Consider the following 18888-nt stretch of genomic DNA (forward strand, 5'->3'; position numbering starts at 1 on the left):
CCCCCCTCTCTAATCGGCCATTCCTCTACGGAAAATGAGGAAAACTAAGCCCAAAACAATGAAGATAAAAATAAAGTACAGCCAACCAATCGCGGATCCATAAGCGTAATCATTTGAAACAAATACTACATTTAATAAGTGATCCATGACACCGTTATCCGGTTTCGTAAATGAATTAACAATACTATACAATGTATTAACAAAAATCATTGGCATTAGCATCGGAAATGTAATTTTCCAAAACACTTCCCATCCCGTTGCGCCATCAATTTTTGCTGCTTCATACAATGATGGTGAAATGGTCTGCAACCCTGCCAAAAATATTAAAATTTGTACACCTGAATCCCACATAACAAGTGTGAGCGAGTCCGCATATTCGAGGAGCGGATCAAGAATTTCACTCGGTATAATACTATTCAATGTGCGATACAAATCATACTGATAAAAAATTGGTAATGATGCCGCCCCTTGCTCCATTAACTTTCGCAGTGCTGCCCCAGAGGCAATAATCACCGGCAGGAAAAACACACCTCTGAAAAATGTTCTGCCAAATGCTTTTCTATTAAGCAAAATAGCGCTGAACATGGCAAATAATAAAATAAGTGGTACTTGAGTCAGCATAGATGTCATCGTATCTATTAATAGCGGCATGAAATCTATGTCTGTCGTAAATGCTTCACGGTAATTCTTCAAACCAACGTATGTCGCCTGTAGCCCTACTTTAGTTGGTTTTAAGTCGTTTAGAGAGTAATAAAACGATCTTCCGAGCGGAACAGCCATGAACAGAAAGAAACCAATAATCCATAAAGATATGAATGAATATCCTTCCATGATGTGACGGGCCTTCATTGATAGTCTCATGATTATTTCCTCTCCCCTTCACTGACCAAAAAATTAAGTCCTTCTATCGTGTGACCATCCACTGTTCTTTTCTTTCTATTATAATTAACAAGTATTTGTGTACCATTTTCATACGTAGTTTTATACACATTTCGTTCAATCTGTTCATGGTTCACAATCAATTGCCCAGCAGTTTGTGCCTGTACTTCTTGAAACTTCTTATATTCCTCAATAGAACGGTCAAACCAATACGCATAATCCGAACTGAATAGACGGTCTTCCATTGTCCGCTTCATATTTTCCGTTGATTTATACGTCAGTTCAAAGCTTGGTGAAGCACCGTACTCAATAGCACGTAAAAACTCAACATTTTCATCATCTCTTAAATTCGCTGGTTTCCCAGTATATGGAACAAGTCCGTGAATCACAATTTGATAAAACGGTATGGTTTCATCCAAATAAACAAATCCGCTTGAATCCATTGGAATTTGATTAATTTCATCCACATGTCCAAGTGTATAACTAAATCCATAATCAACTGAAATCTTGTCCACAGATTTGTGGAAATCCGTTACCATTTGCTTCCATGTTTCCTTCGCTTCTGCGCGACTAAAAAAGTGATTTGGATCTTGATCTGAATATAGCATGTCCCCAACATAGCTGAAATGCACGCCAGTGACTCCGAGATCCTTATACTTTGCTGCTTCTTTTAAAGCGAGCTCCGAGGCTCTCTCTGGCTTTAGCAAGTAAAAGCGCTGTTCATTATGACTTAATCTGCTTGAAACGCGATAATTAGGACTTTCCATTACTTCGCGATCAATTCCCCTGACAGCATCTTTCCTAGGTGTCACACTATTGCTATCTTGGAATGGTCTAACATAATTAGCATCCAAATAAAGCACTACACCCATTTTTTGTGCATGCTGTGCAAGATCTTTAAGCTTTTTCTTACCACCAAGCTTTCTTTCTACGGGAAAATGTTCCGGCTGATTTCCATAGAGACCATCCTTCGACCATCCTTTAAACGTTATCTTCAATGAATCTATTCCTTTTTCCACATAATCATTAATGATCGTTTTAGCCTGTTCAAAAGTAGTCATATCAATAAATGTTGTACCGATAATTTCATCCCGCTCAATCCCACCAATAAGCTCAATATGCAAAGGTGCTGCTTCTACTTCTCCCATCTTTTGCAAACCCGCATGCTCCAGTAAATAATCTCGATAAGCATGAGCCATTCCAACATAATTAGCTGCTTCATCTTCGAGTAATACATATTTCACTTTCCTGTCGCCCGTAATGATTTGCCCTTGGAAGAGTGGGATTTTCCCGGAAGCCCCAATAAACATTACGTCTTGTTTACGGTAAAAGAATTTAGCACCCGCCCTGTAAAGTGGAATATTTCTAATTCCAGACGGCGTCGCAGTAATATGAGCCGTTTCTTCCCCTTCGGTGATAAATGCTGTATACCCAGTTCCTTCGTGGTAAATACCAAAAACCGGTAAAGCAATTTGTTCCTTAGGAGCTGAAGCTTGTGTAAAATCAGCAGCCATTACATTACCAAGTTCACTAGCAAACGTATAATCCGGGCCGTAGACAGGTTCAGAATAGCCTTTAAAATATTGCGGATGCTTTTCTCTAATTTTCATTAGTGCCCCGGATCCATCTGGAACAAAGACAGCGCCTCCATCTTTCCGGTGAGCTGCGTGAAAAAATGGTACTACTTCAAGGCTTGTAATTCGGACTGAGCCGTTTTCCTTTATAGAATCATTGGGAATAACAATTTCGATCCCATTATCTGTCAGTGTATATTCCACTGCAAATGATACATTTAACTCTCCAACCGTAAAGTCTGCCCGTACGCCATTTTCAATATTAGTCATTGTTGGTTGGTCCGTTTTATCTTTCATTGTATATGTTTGAGAAACACTCGCTCCATCTGTATATTCAATATGAACTGGAGAATCGATGAATGCTTTATTATTCGGAAGTGTCGCTTTGTCTACCTGAGGAGCCCCCAACCATTCATTTTTAGATTTTTTATCAACTATTCGAATGTTCCCTGACATTTCATCCAAGTATAATTCGAGAAATGAATTTTCCGTTATTTTTTGTGTTGCTGTAATAGGATTTAGTTCTCCAGATTCCACAATTACCACTTCTTGTGGAGGGGCCACATCTTCAGAATCTTCTTCTGGATTTTCCTCATCTGTTTCACCAACAGTAGTTGTAACTCCAGCATTGCTTTGTTTATCTTTATCCTCTTCCGCATAGCTACTACTATACGGAAATAAACTCAATATCAGCATGGCACAAATGAAAAAGATTGATATATTCTTATATTGGTAGTTGAACAATTTATCCACCTCCTACAACCTAAACCGTAATTCCTTAAATATATCTAGGAAAAAACTAATAAACTGGTTGACCAAACCATATAGTAAAATCCCGATAAACCAAATGATAGCCATACCCAATACAGTTAAAAACGTAATCATAATCAGTTTTCCAAGCTCAAAATCATGCAGCACTCTTACTTTGATTAACATTAGTAGCGCTACCCACCCTAAGACAATCACAATCGATGCACTGTAATATATTCCCTCGCTTAGAGCCAGTATATTTGTTAATACTGTGACCGGGATCGTGAAAACAATATATGGAACAAGACAAAATGCACTTCCCACAAATAACTCTTTAAACTTCCCCTCTCCATCCAAAATCGTACTGACACTCCAATTTGCAAGACACCAAGTAATCCATGGGATAAATATCCATATAAACTCATGAAAATATGAAATCTCATATGGTTCTCGTGTTTCAAAATGATAACCGAGCATTAACAGCGAACCCATTCTTACGAGATAAGCAAGCAAAATAAGCAGGATTGCCTGAGACCATTTCAAGCGATTTGGTTCTTTAAGGTCATAAAAGAAATCCAATGGCTTGGCTAATACTTGACGCATCATATGGACTGTACTCACCTTACTTCCCCCTTCCCTTGAAGAACCGTCTGCTGCTCTTTTCTTCGTTTAAACAGTTTTCTTACTAACGGAATCCCATAGCGCAGGAAGAGAAATAAGAAGATAGCCCCACCGAAAAACCAAGCAAAATTATTTCTCACAAATTCAACCCGATATTCACGGAATGACGTTGAATAATCTCCTCGCGAATTCGACAGCTTAAAATAATCCATCGCTTCCGAATACTTTTCCGATTTGTACAAGGCCTTTCCTATCGCGTGATAAGCAATATCAAAATTCCCATTTAAATAAATAACTTCTTCCCATATATCTTTCGCTTCATCATACTTTCCTTCTACATAAAGGCTTGACGCTTGATGAACGAGGTCAGCAAAAGGTGTTGTTCTAAATAAATCAATTCGATTTCTTCCCTTGTCGACGACATATAAGATCCCCTCTGAATCTTGATCGATACTAGCAGGTGTTGTAAACACTCCGTTTTGTTCGCCATTGCCCCCAAAAACAAACAACAGATTTCCAAGTTTATCGTACTGATATACACGGCTCGTCTGTAAGTTCAATGCGGTGATCAGTCCGTCTTCATTAATTGTAATATCGATAAAAGCGGAAGTTTCTATATTATTACCATAGCTGAGTAAATCACCGTATTTTTTACCGCCTTGATTCAATGTATCTACTCCAACCGGAGACAATCTTTTAATTTGGTTTTCATCTGTTCCAAGTGTTGTTGTATAAATGAAGCCATCTTTATCTTGGGCCAAATTAGAAAAAGCCAATGGCTGCACCGATTCTAGTTTTGCCTTTTGTTCATCCGTTGCGATCAGACGCGTAATAAGACGCCACAAACTAAAATCAACTTCATTCGTTCCGAAAAAACCTTTAAATTCGCCCTTGCTATCAATTTGCATAAGCCCTTTCGTATTGCCTTCGCTGACTACATATAAATAATCGCGCTTGTCAACGATCAACTTAGACGGTGAATAAGAAAACTTTTTTCCTAGTAACGGACTATCAGGAGCAGCTAGCTCTTGTATATATTTCCCTTCTTTATCAAACAAAGCTATCCGTTGATTTTTTGTATCAGCAACATAAACGCTTCCATCATCTTTTACAAACACACCTTTTGGCCCATTTAATTTACCCTCTCCGTCCAAATCACCGATTACTTTCAGCACTTCATGATTTTGATCCAAATGAACGATTCGGTTATTCCCTGTATCAGTTACATAAATGGAGTCATCTGCTGCGATGAAAATATCTTCCGGACTATTAAAAACGCCTGTTTCTAAAAAAGCTCCATCTATCGAGCTATCATGTACATATCCATTGATAGAATGTACATCTCTTCCTTCTGTGTTCCAGATATAACCTTCGTATGGCGTTTCTGCTAAACTTTGGAGCGGCATGATGAACATCATCATCAAAGCTGCCATAATTATACAAACTCGTCTAGGCAATAATGTCTTCAATGTTCCCCCTCCTACTCCTTCAGACCCGAGTGAGCCATTGTTTGCAATACCATCCGCTGAGTGATCGTAAAGACGATAATCGTCGGCACAATCATTAAGAAACTTGCAGCCGCAAACGTTCCTACACGAGCTACAACTCCAGCACCTCCACTAATAGACTGAATCGCCAGTGGAAGGGATTTTAACTCTTCCTTTGTCGTATACATCATGGATGGATATGGATCATTCCATGCTTGAACAAAGCTGAACAGCGCAAATGTTGCAATCGCTGGTTTTAAAAGTGGTAAAACAATTTTCCACAAAATCTGCCATTCAGTGGCACCCTCAATCCGAGCTGATTCTAGCAATGCATCAGGCAATTGCTTCAGAAATTGAATCATTAGAAAAATACCAATTGGGGCGGCCAAATAAGGTAGAATCATTGCAAAATAAGTATTCATCATACCAGTTTTACTAATAAGTAAATATTGTGGTATTTGCAATACCATCGGCGAGAACATTAACGCTGTAACGATTAAGCTAAAAATAGTACTTTTAAATGGCATATCGTGCTTTGCAAGCGGGTATGCTGCCATCGCTGAAATGATCACGCCAAAAAATACAATTCCTGTAGTAATCAACACACTGTTGAAAATATACCGAGAAAATGGAACAAAGGATGTGCCTGTTATCAGCAACAAATCCCTAAAATTCAACAAGGTAGGATTAATCGGGAAAAACCGCGGTGGGAATAGGAATAACTCACTAATCGGCTTAACGGATGTAGACGCCATATAGATAAGTGGCGCAAGCATTAATAATCCGAAAACAGTCAAAAATACATAGAGAAAAACTCCTCCCCAGTCTATCCTTTTTCCGGTCACTCCAGTTTTCATTTATTAATCCCTCCCCAGCACTCTAAATATAAATCTATTTAAACCAAGCATCATTAGAAATAGGATAACAGCAATGGCTGAAGCATAGCCCATTTCAAAGCGGATAAAGGCATAGTCGTATAAATGTGCAAGGATTGTGTGTCCGGCATATAACGGACTCGGCATCCCTACAAGCTGCATACTCACATCAAACACTTGCAGTGAGAAAACGACTTGCATAACAGCTCCAAACAATAGTTGTGGTTTTACAGATGGTAGCGTAATATACCAAAGCTCTTGCCAGCGGTACCTAATTCCATCAATTTCCCCTGCCTCATAAAGCTCATTTGGCACACTTTGCAAACCAGCAAGGAAAGCTAGGAAACCAATCCCCATACTCATCCATAAGGAAACAACAATGATTACAGGAACTATTGATTCAACATTTTGTAAAAATAAATACGGTTCATTTAAGATACCTAATTGCATTAAGTAATGGTTTAACAAACCTTTTCTATCTCCGGCAAAGAAATACAACCAAACAACAGACATCGCTACAGCACTTGTAATTGAAGGTGTGTAAAAGCAAAGTGTATAGAAAAAACGGTATTTCTGCGGTATTTGACTAATCAGCCAAGCGAGAAGAAACGCTAAAATATAGCCAACAGGACCTGTTACGAACGCAAACTTGAGCGTGATCCCCACGGATTGCAAAAAGATATCATCGTCAACAAAGAGCAGCTTATAATTAGAAAGACCAACAAATGTCGGTTTTTCTATAATGTTGTAATATGTAAAACTTAGATATACCGAAGTAACAATCGGAATAATTGTAAACATCGTAAATAAAATCAGAAATGGCGCCATTAAAAAGTAGGACATTTTATGTCTTTTTATATCATTCCAAAGTTTTTTCCATCTCCCAATAGAGAGTCGGTGTCCCGGGTACTCAGTAGCAACCGGGACCTCATTTGTAGTAGTTGAAGCCGAATTTGCATCCATATTACTGAGCCCCCTTATTTATCAAGGCCATCGGAATTGGATGTTTCCAATCCGAATTCCTCACGTTTCTTACGGAGTTCTTTATCAATTTCCCGCACTCCTTCTTCAACAGCTTCACGGGTTAATTTTCCATTTAGAACAATTTCATTCCACATATTCGCAATGTGTCGCGATGTATAATATCCACCAATAACCACTTCTCTTTCTCTAAACCATTCCCATTGTTCTAAAATTCCATCTAAATCATCTTGGTCCCATGGAAGCCTCGTTAATGCCTCTACATTGGCAGTATTCCAACGCGCTTCCACACCGAGTAATGCTTCCAGTTCTGATCCAAATCTTTCTTGAGCATCAGCACTTGTCCACCATTTTAAAAACTCCCATGCATCATCTTTCATCTCAGAGTCTTTAAACATAACACCCGTTTGTCCAAGACCTCCGGTAGATCGGTTAATTCGTCCATCTTCTTGTTTCAGACCCGGCATCGGTTTCATTTCCCACCAACCTGTCAATTCAGGTGCAGCTGTAGAAAGCAATATATATGTTGAATAGTCAGCAACTCCAATTGGCATTTCACCAGAACGGAACCGATTATAAAAGTCGGCTTGTTTTTCAATTTTGTAATTCGTGAACAATTCTGTCCACATTTCCATCGCCTTCAAGCCTTCAGGAGAATCAAGCGCTGATGTTATACCTTTTTCATCATACAAATCCCCGCCATGCTGAAATAAAAATGGAGCAAACTCATTCACAGCTAACTTTGTATCATTTGGGGCATGTGGATAAAAGAAATCCATTCCATTTTGCTGAAGAGTAGGAATCAATTCCATCACTTCTTCCCACGTCTCTGGAATGTCATCTTCTTTTATTCCGAGCTCGTCCATAATGTCTTTACGATAGAAAAGCATATAGAAGTTCTGATTTTCTGGAAGCGCATAGTCCCCATTATTGTATTTATATGGTATGAGCGCTCCTGGTCTAAATCGATCTGCCACTTCTGGGTAGTCAGGAAAATCATTTAAATTTACTAATGCATTCCTTACTGCAAAATCAATAGGCGTTTCACCTTCTACACCTAGTGCAACATCGGGAGCTAATCCTGACGTATTTGCCAATAATAATACTTGCATTTGGCCAGCAGGAACAACGTTTACATTTACCTTAATACCTGTTTCAGTTGTAAAATCCTCATCAATCATTTGTTTAATAATTTGGACCCAATCACGCCCACGCGCAACCCATACATCAAGCACTTGTTCATCCTCATACAGATTTCCAACACCACTGTAATCCTTAGTAAAGGAATACGATAAATCTCTCATACTAGTCCCCGCCCTTGTATACCAAGGTGCTGCAGGTTTCGGCCATGCTTGATCAGGTGACTGTATCAAAATATAGTCAAGCAAAAGATTTTGACTACTCATACTGTTTACCCAAGTTCCAAGCGATGCTTGAAGATTATTAATTGACTCAAGCCTTGCTGGGATCGTCCTCGTATCCTCAGCCATACTCAGCAATGTATCACGCACTTCCAGTAAAGTGCTTATATCTGAGCTACCTTTCAGAACGCCTAGATCATAAAGTGATTCAACAACGTCATCTACATTTCTTGCCAAAATATGCAAGCGCGGCACCAGATTTGTAATATTATTTTCAAGATTCCAATCCGCATTTGGATCCGGGCTTGTGCCTGTCACACGAATTACTTCTCTATACAGAAGAGATAGTGTATTCGTTGTCACGCGAATGGATTCAAGCATTTCACCAAGACTTCCAATTTGAACTTCCATACGAATCGTATGCTTACCCTTTTCTAAATAATATAAAAATTCTTCCCTTTCTGTGCCTAGCTTTTTTATTTGAAATTCAGCTTTAAACGGAAATAAGATTCCGTTCATTTCTTGAAACGGCAACTCACCATCGATGGTTATTTTCCGTTGTGTCGGAATACCATTTAAATACCATTGGCCATATCGCATCCCAATATTGTAAAGTCCACTTTCAGGGACTTCAAACTCCCATTCAGCCCACTGTTCCCCGTTTCTCCAACCCTCTCCTCCAAATGTATTTAAAGTAATCGCCTTCGGGTCGAATGGTTCAGTTATCGGTTCCCTATCCTCCACTCGCTTTAAGGTCGGATCAGACCGTAACAATGCATGTTCCGCTTGGATCTTTACTTGAACGTCTTTTACCTCTTTATAACCTTTATCTTGATATGATTGCAGCACTTCTTCATAAGTGGGGTTTTGAATAGGTGAAAAGATGCGGATCTCACCAATGGCAGCCGGTTCACGTACAGCCTGAATACGAAGGGTGTGTTCTCCTTTCGTCAAATGGAAACGGAGCGGTTCAGCTATTTTCGCCTCTGAATCTCTTAATTCCTTATACTGCCACCCAAACACTTCTTCCCTTCCTGGGTTAAATTCATTTCCCTGATTATCAAACCATGGTTCACCTTTTTCCTGCCAAGTTCGCTGAAACGTCAGTTTTTTCGCCTGAAAAAATGGATATTCCCCATCAATCTGCAAACTTCTTACAACTGCCGCACGCTTACCTGGAAGTGCATAATAATCCATTCCCATTTGATAGTAGCCATCCTCAGGAACACTAAAGGAATATTCTACCCATCCTTTTTGATCCAAAAGTGCAACTGCCGTATCATACGGTTTACCTAAACCCGTTTTAACTTCAACATCCTCCTTGCTGATCGCAGTGTAATCCTCTGATGCAATTTTAGTTTCAAACCCTTCTACGTCAGCAGCTCCTGCAAGATTATGATTATCATAGTATTCGAAAAATGAAGGTTCCAACAAGCTTTGAATATCTTCATCTGCTAATATTGACTTTTCTTCCACATCATCGTATTCAGGTATTTTTGCCATCGCTGCATCGTCAAAGCCGCGTGTTTGATTCCAGATAAATAAGGATGCAATAAGTAAAATAATAACTGTTAAGCTAACTGCGTATTTACGAAGCAAACGTTTCACGGAAGCCTCCCCCTGTTCCATTTCTAATTCTAATCAAAGGCTGTCCAAATGTGATAATCACTTATTTGGACAGCCTCCAACATTTAGTTGGCGAGTTCAGCTTTCAGCTTCTCGATTTCAGGGCCGAGCTGCTTCTCAACATTATCTTCAATTTGTTGCAATGTTGTTTTGGAGTCGATATTATTATCCATGGATTCCGCTACTTTTTCGATGTATAGCGGCCATGCAGCACCATCAAGCGGCGTCAAACGGCGTACTGGGATATTATCATCAATAGAATCGTATAATTTATAATCTTGTTGTCCACCAAGATATTCATTTGTATGCTCTTGATACCAAGGCAGAGCGGTAATATGTTTCCAAGCTGGCTGGATGGAGTGCTCAGTAAATACCTTCCAAGCTTCTTCAGCCTGGTTCATCCATTCAACAAATGCCCAGGCAGCATCTTTATTTTCACCTTGGGATGGCATCACGAATGTTGATCCACCAAGCCCAACATTTAATCCTAGTGGCATGGTTGTTGCTCTCCATTTTCCTGATTGCTCTGGGAAGATAGTTTTTAATTCACGCGCACCAAAGCTTCCGATTGGGAAAGATGCCACCTTACCTTGGTTCACTAATTGCTTTCCTTCATCATCATAAAGCACGGAAATTTGAGGCGCCCACCCTAGTTGATTTCCTCTTTTCACAAAATCAAGTAGTTCAGCCATTTCCTCTGTATTTCTAAGCCAATTGTATTCGCTATCAAAGTAACCTACCGCATCCCCGTATTGAACTGCAGGAGAGTCTCGCCATTCAAACATATATATTCCATTAGCTGCAAACGTCTGTGCTGCGGCTAACACATTATCCTTCTCTTTTAAAAATTCACCAAGCTCTTCTGGTTCACTCGGAAGTCCCATTTGATCATATAAATCTGCACGGTAGTAGAATACACCTGGTGTTACATCCCAAGGTATACCAAGTAATTCTTTTCCATCAACCGATTTCCAACGCTCCCAATTATACTCGGAAACCATCTCCTGATATCTCCCTGCATCATATGGAGGCTGAAGTAAGTCTTCCAACAAATCCCCGGTAACATATCTGGAAAATTGTCCTTGCTCAACTTGGGCTACATCAGGTGCACCGCTCCCAGCTGCCAGAGTTGTTTGTAGCTTGTCATGCATGTCGGCAAACTCCATACCAACAAGATTCACTTTAACATTTGGATATTCTTTGTTGAATCCAGTTACAATTTCCTTATATACGTCTGGAGTAAACGTCCAAAAGGTTACTTCCCCTTCAGTACTAGAGTCGAAGACAAGCTCCGCTCCTTCTTCTTCTACCTGCTCGCTGTCACCTTTGTCATTCCCCTTTGTATCTCCGCCACTATCATCGCTACCGGCAAGATTGCCCCCGCTTTTACATCCTGCCAAGACTAAAATAAGCATGAACATAATAATTAATGCGCTAAACTTCTTATTCAATAATCTCTCCCCCTTATACTTTATTGAATCAAGTGTAAAAGTTAATCCCCCCTTTCAAGACCATGCACGATTAACTTAGTGCTTTAAAAATGTGCGTACATGTTGTATCATCACATATTTCCGTAGCATTAATAATGCAATTAAAGCGCTTACGTTTTTAATATATTTGAATAGTATGAACTTATACCTATAATAAATCTTCCTGTTCGTACATGTCAACACCATTTTTTTAAAATTGCAAATACGCTTTATAAAAAAAGGGAGGAGTTATACCTATCTACTCCCTCTAGATTTAGTTGTACGGATAATATAGATTCACTCACAACTCTTGATTAGGTTTATTTATGTTTCAATAATATCCAAATGCCACAACTGATTAATTTCTTTTATTTTCTTCATCTCACATTTAGGTTCTCTATTGTATGTTAGTAAACCATTAATCTCCTGTTCCACATCTGTTAGCTGTGTATAGCAATAACCATGCAAAATGTTAGATGCATAGACTGCTTCCATGATCCGCCGATAATCATTGATGAAATCTTCGACATTATCAACAGACGAATAACCCCAGCCGGTGTCCTCTCCGACTTTAAAACCAATCCCACCGAATTCTGTCAACAATATCGGTTCACCGTGATGCTCATGCCCCTCTACATAAATATTCCGGTGTGCGGGCTGTGATTTAAGAATGCTTTCCTTCGTGGACAATGAGAACTTGTAATAATCATATTTCTCTTTTTCATATTTATTGCCATGATTATAATTATGAACAGCACATATATCGGTTTTTGTTAATTCCCAACCATCATTCGATATGACAAGTCGTGTTGGATCAAGTGAGTGAACAAGATGATACATTGCAAGTGAGTGGTTCTGTTGTTGTTTATCTGATCGAATACTAGGAACTCCCCAACTCTCATTTAAAGGAACCCAAGCAACAAGCGATGGATGGTTATAATCACGCTCAATTATTTCAATCCATTCTTTCGTTAACCTAGAAACAGCCGTTTCGCTAAAGGACGGTGATGCACCACATTCCCCCCACACAAGAAAACCTAATTGATCTGCCCAATATAAAAAGCGCGGGTCCTCTACTTTTTGATGTTTCCTACAACCATTGAAGCCAAGTTCAAGTGCAAGCTCTATATCTTTTTTCAAGTCAGCATCGTCTGGGGCTGTGAGCAGCCCATCTGGCCAGTAGCCTTGATCAAGTACAAGTTTTTGATAATAAGGACGATTATTTAAATAGACCATGCCGTTTTCACGATGAATTTTTCTCATCCCGAAGTATGAATCAATGTCGTCCAGTACTTCATTTTCATCTACATCAACCAGCTTCATACGAATATCAAATAAATTTGGATGCTCAGGTGTCCACCCCCAGCTTTCATAGTGAAAACCTGTCCTAAAAATATAGTGATTGTACAAATTGATCGTTCGCTTATTATAACGCTCGTAAATACGGATCGTATCAGTTGCCACTTTTTTATTATTAAAAAAGATTTCAATCTCAACCTCTGTATTAGAAAAATTGCCTGTTACATCGAACTCAACTTTAATATTGCCTCCATCTACATCAGGGGTCAGCCGTAGTTTGCTAATACTCGTCTCATTCACCGGTTCCAACCATACTGTTTGCCAAATCCCTGTTGTCCTTGTATACCAAATGCCCTCGGACTTTTCCTGCCAAAATTGCTTTCCTCTAGGTATTGTTTCATCTGTTGATGGATCTTCTACCCTCACAACAATTTCTTCCTTTTCCCATGTTAAACAATCAGTAATATCGAAAGAGAACGAAGTATGACCACCTTCATGAAAACCTACCAAGTGTTCATTCACATAAATCCACGCTCGATAATCAACTGCACCAAAATGAATGATGACACGCTCTTCTTGCCATTCTTTCGGTGTTGTAAAACTTCTGCGATACCAGACATGGTCGCAAAAAGACGGATCATGAATACCGCTCAACTTTGCCTGATAAGCAAATGGAACATTAATTTTCCGATCAAAATCTGTTCCTTTTTTGAACCATTTTTCCTTCATGCCAACCTGATCTTGATCAAATGCAAAGTCCCATTCTCCATTTAAATTAAACCAATCTTTTCTCACAAACTGCGGTCTTGGATACTCTTGTCTAAATGTCATTGGATTGCTCCTTTTTAAGTTATATTCATTTTCTTGCTGTTAAATATGCGCACATCCCCTATAATCAATATATCTTCGCTTGCTAAATTCAATCTATTTTATCTTTATCGTCTGTTCATTTACTATAGGTCCATCAACAATTAATTTGCCTTCTTCAAAATACAATCTATCTATATTCATTTGACGGTTTCCACTCGGTGCATCAGGGTTTGTATGTGTATGGTAAACGATATAAAGTGTTTTATCATCGGGACCGATCGTTACACTGTTATGACCTGGTCCAGATATATTAATAGATAGATTTTTTGCCAAAATGGGATTTTCAGTAGCTTTTTTAAAAGGACCTAACGGTTGATCTGATGTTGCATAGCCCACACTATAATCAGAACTGGCGAAACAATTCGCCGAATACATCAGATAATATGTTTGCCCATCTTTCATAACGAAAGGCCCTTCATTCCATTGATAGTCACCTTCGATCCCCTCCCAAGGCTGGTCAGGCTCCAATAAAAGTCGTGGTTCCCCAAGTACATCCGTTATCTCCTTGTTCATTTCCTGTACTAAGATCTGACTGACATGATTACCATTTATTTTATTTTCGGAGCAATCCTTTACGTAATATAAATAAGGAGTACCATCATCTCCTATAAATATATGGCCATCAATATATGAGCCTTCCTGTTTAATTATTTCAGTGCTAATATCCGTAAATGGACCGAGTGGGTCACTGCTTGCTGCAACTGATATTTGCAAATGCCCATCCTTGTTACGTGCACTGTATGTCATATAATACCGATTGTTACGGTGAATCACTTCTGGAGCCCAAAAGTCACCAGTTGCCCATTTATTTGGTTGTTCGTGGTGAACATACGCCAATCCTTTTTCTTCCCAGTTAACGAGATTGTCAGATTTCCAAACTTTAAAACCAAAATTGGGTTCAGATGTAGCATACATATAATATGAATTCTCTTTTTTTAAAACAAATGGATCACCAATCTTGTTCATTCCACCTACTGGATTCGAATAAGTGACCATCTTCTGATTTTCTTTATGAGAATTAACCAAAATTAAACCTCCTAATATTAAAATAGACTCTCGGCATTCACCAAGCCGGATGGTACAAGTTTTTCTTGTGCCATTTTTTCATGTCTCCTCCTACTTTTAATAGGGGGATAATTCACTTTTTATTAGTAGAATTACCCATTATGTATTGAATGAGATAAGTAATCTACATACAACGTGTCTTCCTACCACCGTTGATTTCCGTTCCAGGCGGGTATGCTCATCAAAAAGATGAACTATCGTTTCTTAACGGTCATATTTTCTCTTCAATGGCTAAATCTTTTTAAAGGCTCTTTTCTAAGGGGTTGTTGCTTTTAAAACAAAATCTGTTGAAGGTTAGAGCGAAAGTGTGAGACTCCTGGTCGGATAAAGACGGCCACGTCCTGTGGCCAACACCGACACTAGGACGTCCTGTCCGTCGCGGGATCAGCGGGACAGGTGAGAGACCCCACGGGCGTTTATGCCGAGGAGGCTCACTGCCCACCCCGCGGAAAGCGAGCAACTGTAGCGGAAATCACCACGCACTGCCTTGGTAAAGCAACAATGTTTTCAAAAACAGTCTTTTTAAAAAATAATATGTGTCGCTTCTGTGGCATGTCTCTTTATGAAAAATTTTGAAAACGAATCCCAAATATTAATAAAGCTTAATTCCCAGTAGGTTTTTGGAAATTCGGCAATTTACGCCTCGAAATTCCGAGAGTCTATTAAAGTTAAAAATTATACTAATTACTATCAATCTTTTATGATCACCGCAGTATTCTCTTTAGATGAAAGCTAATAAAGTGTTATTTACTATATGATTAACTGTAGTACTCTCAGTATCATTGTAATAAAGGATAGAATTCTATATACGAAAGTGTTTAGAAAGAATTGCATCCTTTATCCTGTTTCTGTAGCATATGAACTAAACAAATGGTATAAAGCGCTTTCATTTTTATATATTACATGTTGAATTGTAACACTTCAAGTATTATTGTAATAAAAATAACAAAAATGTTCCTATTAAAATTGGCGTTATAATATAACGCTTTTTAATTTTGGCTCATTTCAACTCCATCTCCATAAAACAATAGTAGAAATTGAGGCTTCCTCTAGTTTTATGGAGCCTTTCATATTAGTTCATTTCATGGGCCTAAGATCCGTTTGATCATTTTATTTATCTTTAATGTGACCCTTTTCCACACTTTGACCTTATTTTATTTGTGAGTAATTAATTTTCATAATAATTCCTTGCTCATAATTACCGAATTTAGATCCAAATAAGTTTATTCCACCTTGGTTTTTTGACTCTTTTTTCACACCCAACATTAAAGAAATATAAGGCTTTTCCTGTAATCTTAAATCATCTATTGTAATGGATGAAATTTTTACTCCATCAATAAAACTACCTTTTTTGTTTATTTTCCAATATTTTAAAACCCCAAATTGTGTATTATGTGTCTCCCACCAGCTTGGAGTTAAAAAACCTCTTTCTCCCCCAAAGTCCCCTGAACTTGTCCAATATCCAATTTCAGAGTCATTGATCCAACACGTGATATCAGAAGGCCAATCCTCATTATGGTAAGGTGCCTCTGAACATAGCTCAACAGAGAAACTTAGCTCATCCACCAGTGTCCCATAAGGGATTCTGTTCGGAAAATGATATTCAATAAAACCGGAGCGGAACCAAACAAGCTGTGCGCTTTTTCTGTCCGGTTCAAAAAATGAACGTGGCTCATCAAGTATATGAATGATTCCCTTTTCGCTTAATAATCCACATGTTGGCTCAATTTTACAATTTACATAATCTCCGATCTCTAGCTCATGTGTAATAATATCTTCAATATTAGGAATCTTTTTTTCCAAATCGATAATAATACGATCAAATCGTTTGGAATTCACTTTTTGATTTCCACGCCCTGGAACAATTTCTGTTGTAATCAACCCTGCATTTTCAAGTATCTTCACATTAGCTGCTGCCGTAGAAAAAGGCACATTCAACAGCTCCGAGATTTCATTCACATTTCTTGGTCCCTTTGTTAGCTGTCGAATAATTTCCATCCGGGTTTCATTTGCCAATGCTTTAGAAACCTCAATTGCTTCATCTAACGTTAATTGTAATGTTCTCAATTAATTACCTCTCTTAATTACATCTTTTATTGTAATAATATCATTAATTATTACAGATATCCCCACTTTCCTTCAATTTTTTAACACTAACTATGTAGCTATTACAAGAGGAGCCAGAATATTACACTACAGTAGCATTCCGCCAATCCTTCCATACATCAACCACTGGCATACAAAATCGGTGTACCATTTCCATTCCATGTAAACACCTAGCATCGGCGTACCGGTTTGGATAGTATAAAGCTGCCTGCGCTTGTACACCCAAGGATCTGCTCGATTAAAGGTTTTTTTAAGGTTGTTGTTCGATGAGCCATACATAATCAACCTTTCTAATTAAACTTATTTTACACCAAAGTAAAATTTCGTAATTGAAGAAAATGGCTTATTTTTTTCAAGCACCCATGATGGGAAATCCTTTTTATTAACTGCATCAGGTAATCCTTGTGTCTCTAGGCAAATTCCAAGATATTTGCGCGAAGGCACGCCATAAATCTCACCTTCCTCAGGGAGTTGGCTGGCCGTATAAACGACGACACCGACTTCATTCGTTTCTATCGTCAACGTCCGTCCACTTTCCGAATCTTCGAGCATAATTTCCTGATTGTGATTATCATTCAAAACAAACGGATGATCATATCCCCCACCAGCTAGGCGATTTTGAACATCATTAGATTCTATTCCGGTTCTAATTTTTCGGCCATTACGGAAATCAAAGGTTGTACCTTCCACTGGAATAATTTTTCCAGTTGGCATTAGGTCTTCCTGCAAATCTAGAAATCTATCACTTTTTAACATTAAAGTATGATCTTGTATGTCACGTTTTAAATCTCCACTTAGGTTAAAATAAGAATGGTTGCTTACATTCAATATGGTTGTTCGATCAGATATTCCTTCATAGTGAATAGTGAATTCGTTATTATTATTAAGCGTGTATATAACCTTCATTTTCAAATTACCGGGGTAACCTTCTTCTCCGTCTGGACTTGTATAGCTGAACTCCACCTGGGCCAACTTTTCACTTTCCAATATAGCAGCATCCCAAATAACTTTATCAAAGCCTTTTACCCCACCATGAAGATGGTTACAGTTTTCATTTTTTGCTAATATATACTTTTCTCCATCTAATTCAAACTCAGCATTACCTATCCGGCCTGCTATCCTTCCTACAACACATCCCAAAAATGATGAACCATTAACATATTCTTCTAGTGAATCATAACCAAGGACAATATTTTCTTTCGTACCGTTTTTATCAGGCGTTATTATTTTCGTGATAGCGCATCCATAGTTGATGCAACTAACCTCTAAACCATTGTCGTTTGTTAGCGTAAATGAATGTACTAGTGAGTTATCAATTTCTCCTAACAATTCCTCTATAACTTTCACTTCTTCCCCACCCCTCTTTTACTATACAATTATCATAGTATCCGTGTACGTACATGTCAATTGGTATTACAAAATGATATATATCGTAAGGATTGCTTTAACCAAATTTTAGTGATTAGAAGATGGGGTGCATATATTACTCAAAACACCTACACCTTAATTCGAGATAAATAAAATCCATTCAAATGAAACTGTTTATACTTGCCTTTGACGCAATCTCAATTTATATGATGAGAGTTTTCTATATTATTAAAAGGGATGCCTTATTTTAACCATATTATCTATCCAACTTTTCTTTGTACGTATCCTAACTAACTTGATGAGATAACGTTCGAAAATCCGTTTGACATGTACGGACACCGAGTATTATACTTAACTGCAATCAATTCTACTGAAATCGAACAATTTTGTCCCACTATTTAATGCTATTGTGCACATGTTTTAAATAAATTTTTATTTTTGCAGTTATTTAAGGAGGCGATGTTATCTACAATTGAATGCAATAATATATCTAGCTATATAATAATTTGCTAGATAGATTTATTAATACTACTTTTTTTATTATGGAGGGGCTAATT

The 18888-nt window shown here is 38.3% G+C and carries 12 protein-coding genes; all 12 read right to left on the reverse strand.

Features of this window, described 5'->3' with window-relative positions; all coding sequences use genetic code 11:
* Positions 1–9 precede the first annotated feature (9 nt).
* The 12 genes from MHB53_RS12525 to MHB53_RS12580 all read right to left on the reverse strand — a co-directional run bounded on the left by MHB53_RS12525 (position 10) and on the right by MHB53_RS12580 (position 18310).
* Positions 10–861, reverse strand: coding sequence for a carbohydrate ABC transporter permease (locus tag MHB53_RS12525; RefSeq protein WP_340918741.1), 852 nt, complete (start codon positions 859–861; stop codon positions 10–12).
* A 2-nt stretch (positions 862–863) separates the two neighbouring features.
* Complete coding sequence (locus MHB53_RS12530) at positions 864–3197, reverse strand: DUF5696 domain-containing protein (protein ID WP_340918744.1); 2334 nt, start codon at positions 3195–3197, stop codon at positions 864–866.
* A 12-nt stretch (positions 3198–3209) separates the two neighbouring features.
* On the reverse strand, positions 3210–3824 hold the full coding sequence (locus MHB53_RS12535) for a YIP1 family protein (protein ID WP_340918747.1): 615 nt from the start codon (positions 3822–3824) through the stop codon (positions 3210–3212).
* Positions 3821–5293, reverse strand: coding sequence for a hypothetical protein (locus MHB53_RS12540; RefSeq protein WP_340918749.1), 1473 nt, complete (start codon positions 5291–5293; stop codon positions 3821–3823). The genes MHB53_RS12535 and MHB53_RS12540 overlap by 4 nt, the downstream gene beginning before the upstream one ends.
* An 11-nt stretch (positions 5294–5304) precedes the next feature.
* Entirely contained in the window at positions 5305–6168 is an 864-nt protein-coding gene (locus MHB53_RS12545) for a carbohydrate ABC transporter permease (protein ID WP_340918751.1), read from the reverse strand.
* Between the two features lie 3 nt (positions 6169–6171).
* Complete coding sequence (locus tag MHB53_RS12550; RefSeq protein ID WP_340918754.1) at positions 6172–7149, reverse strand: carbohydrate ABC transporter permease; 978 nt, start codon at positions 7147–7149, stop codon at positions 6172–6174.
* Between the two features lie 14 nt (positions 7150–7163).
* Positions 7164–10136: an extracellular solute-binding protein gene (locus MHB53_RS12555; protein WP_340918756.1), complete on the reverse strand. Its 2973-nt coding sequence runs from the start codon at positions 10134–10136 to the stop codon at positions 7164–7166.
* A gap of 83 nt (positions 10137–10219) precedes the next feature.
* Positions 10220–11605: an ABC transporter substrate-binding protein gene (locus MHB53_RS12560; RefSeq protein WP_340918758.1), complete on the reverse strand. Its 1386-nt coding sequence runs from the start codon at positions 11603–11605 to the stop codon at positions 10220–10222.
* A 342-nt stretch (positions 11606–11947) separates the two neighbouring features.
* Positions 11948–13753 carry a glycoside hydrolase family 2 protein gene (locus MHB53_RS12565; protein ID WP_340918759.1) on the reverse strand — a complete coding sequence of 602 codons (1806 nt, stop codon included), beginning with the start codon at positions 13751–13753 and terminating at the stop codon, positions 11948–11950.
* Between the two features lie 93 nt (positions 13754–13846).
* Positions 13847–14818, reverse strand: a complete 972-nt coding sequence (locus MHB53_RS12570) for a glycoside hydrolase family 43 protein (protein WP_340918761.1) — start codon at positions 14816–14818, stop codon at positions 13847–13849.
* Positions 14819–16006: 1188 nt separating this feature from the next.
* Entirely contained in the window at positions 16007–16924 is a 918-nt protein-coding gene (locus MHB53_RS12575) for an ArsR/SmtB family transcription factor (RefSeq protein WP_340918763.1), read from the reverse strand.
* A gap of 339 nt (positions 16925–17263) precedes the next feature.
* On the reverse strand, positions 17264–18310 hold the full coding sequence (locus MHB53_RS12580; protein ID WP_340918765.1) for an aldose epimerase family protein: 1047 nt from the start codon (positions 18308–18310) through the stop codon (positions 17264–17266).
* Between the last annotated feature and the right edge of the window lie 578 nt (positions 18311–18888).

The sequence above is a fragment of the Bacillus sp. FSL K6-3431 genome, assembly GCF_038002605.1.
Taxonomy (GTDB): domain Bacteria; phylum Bacillota; class Bacilli; order Bacillales; family Bacillaceae_C; genus Lederbergia.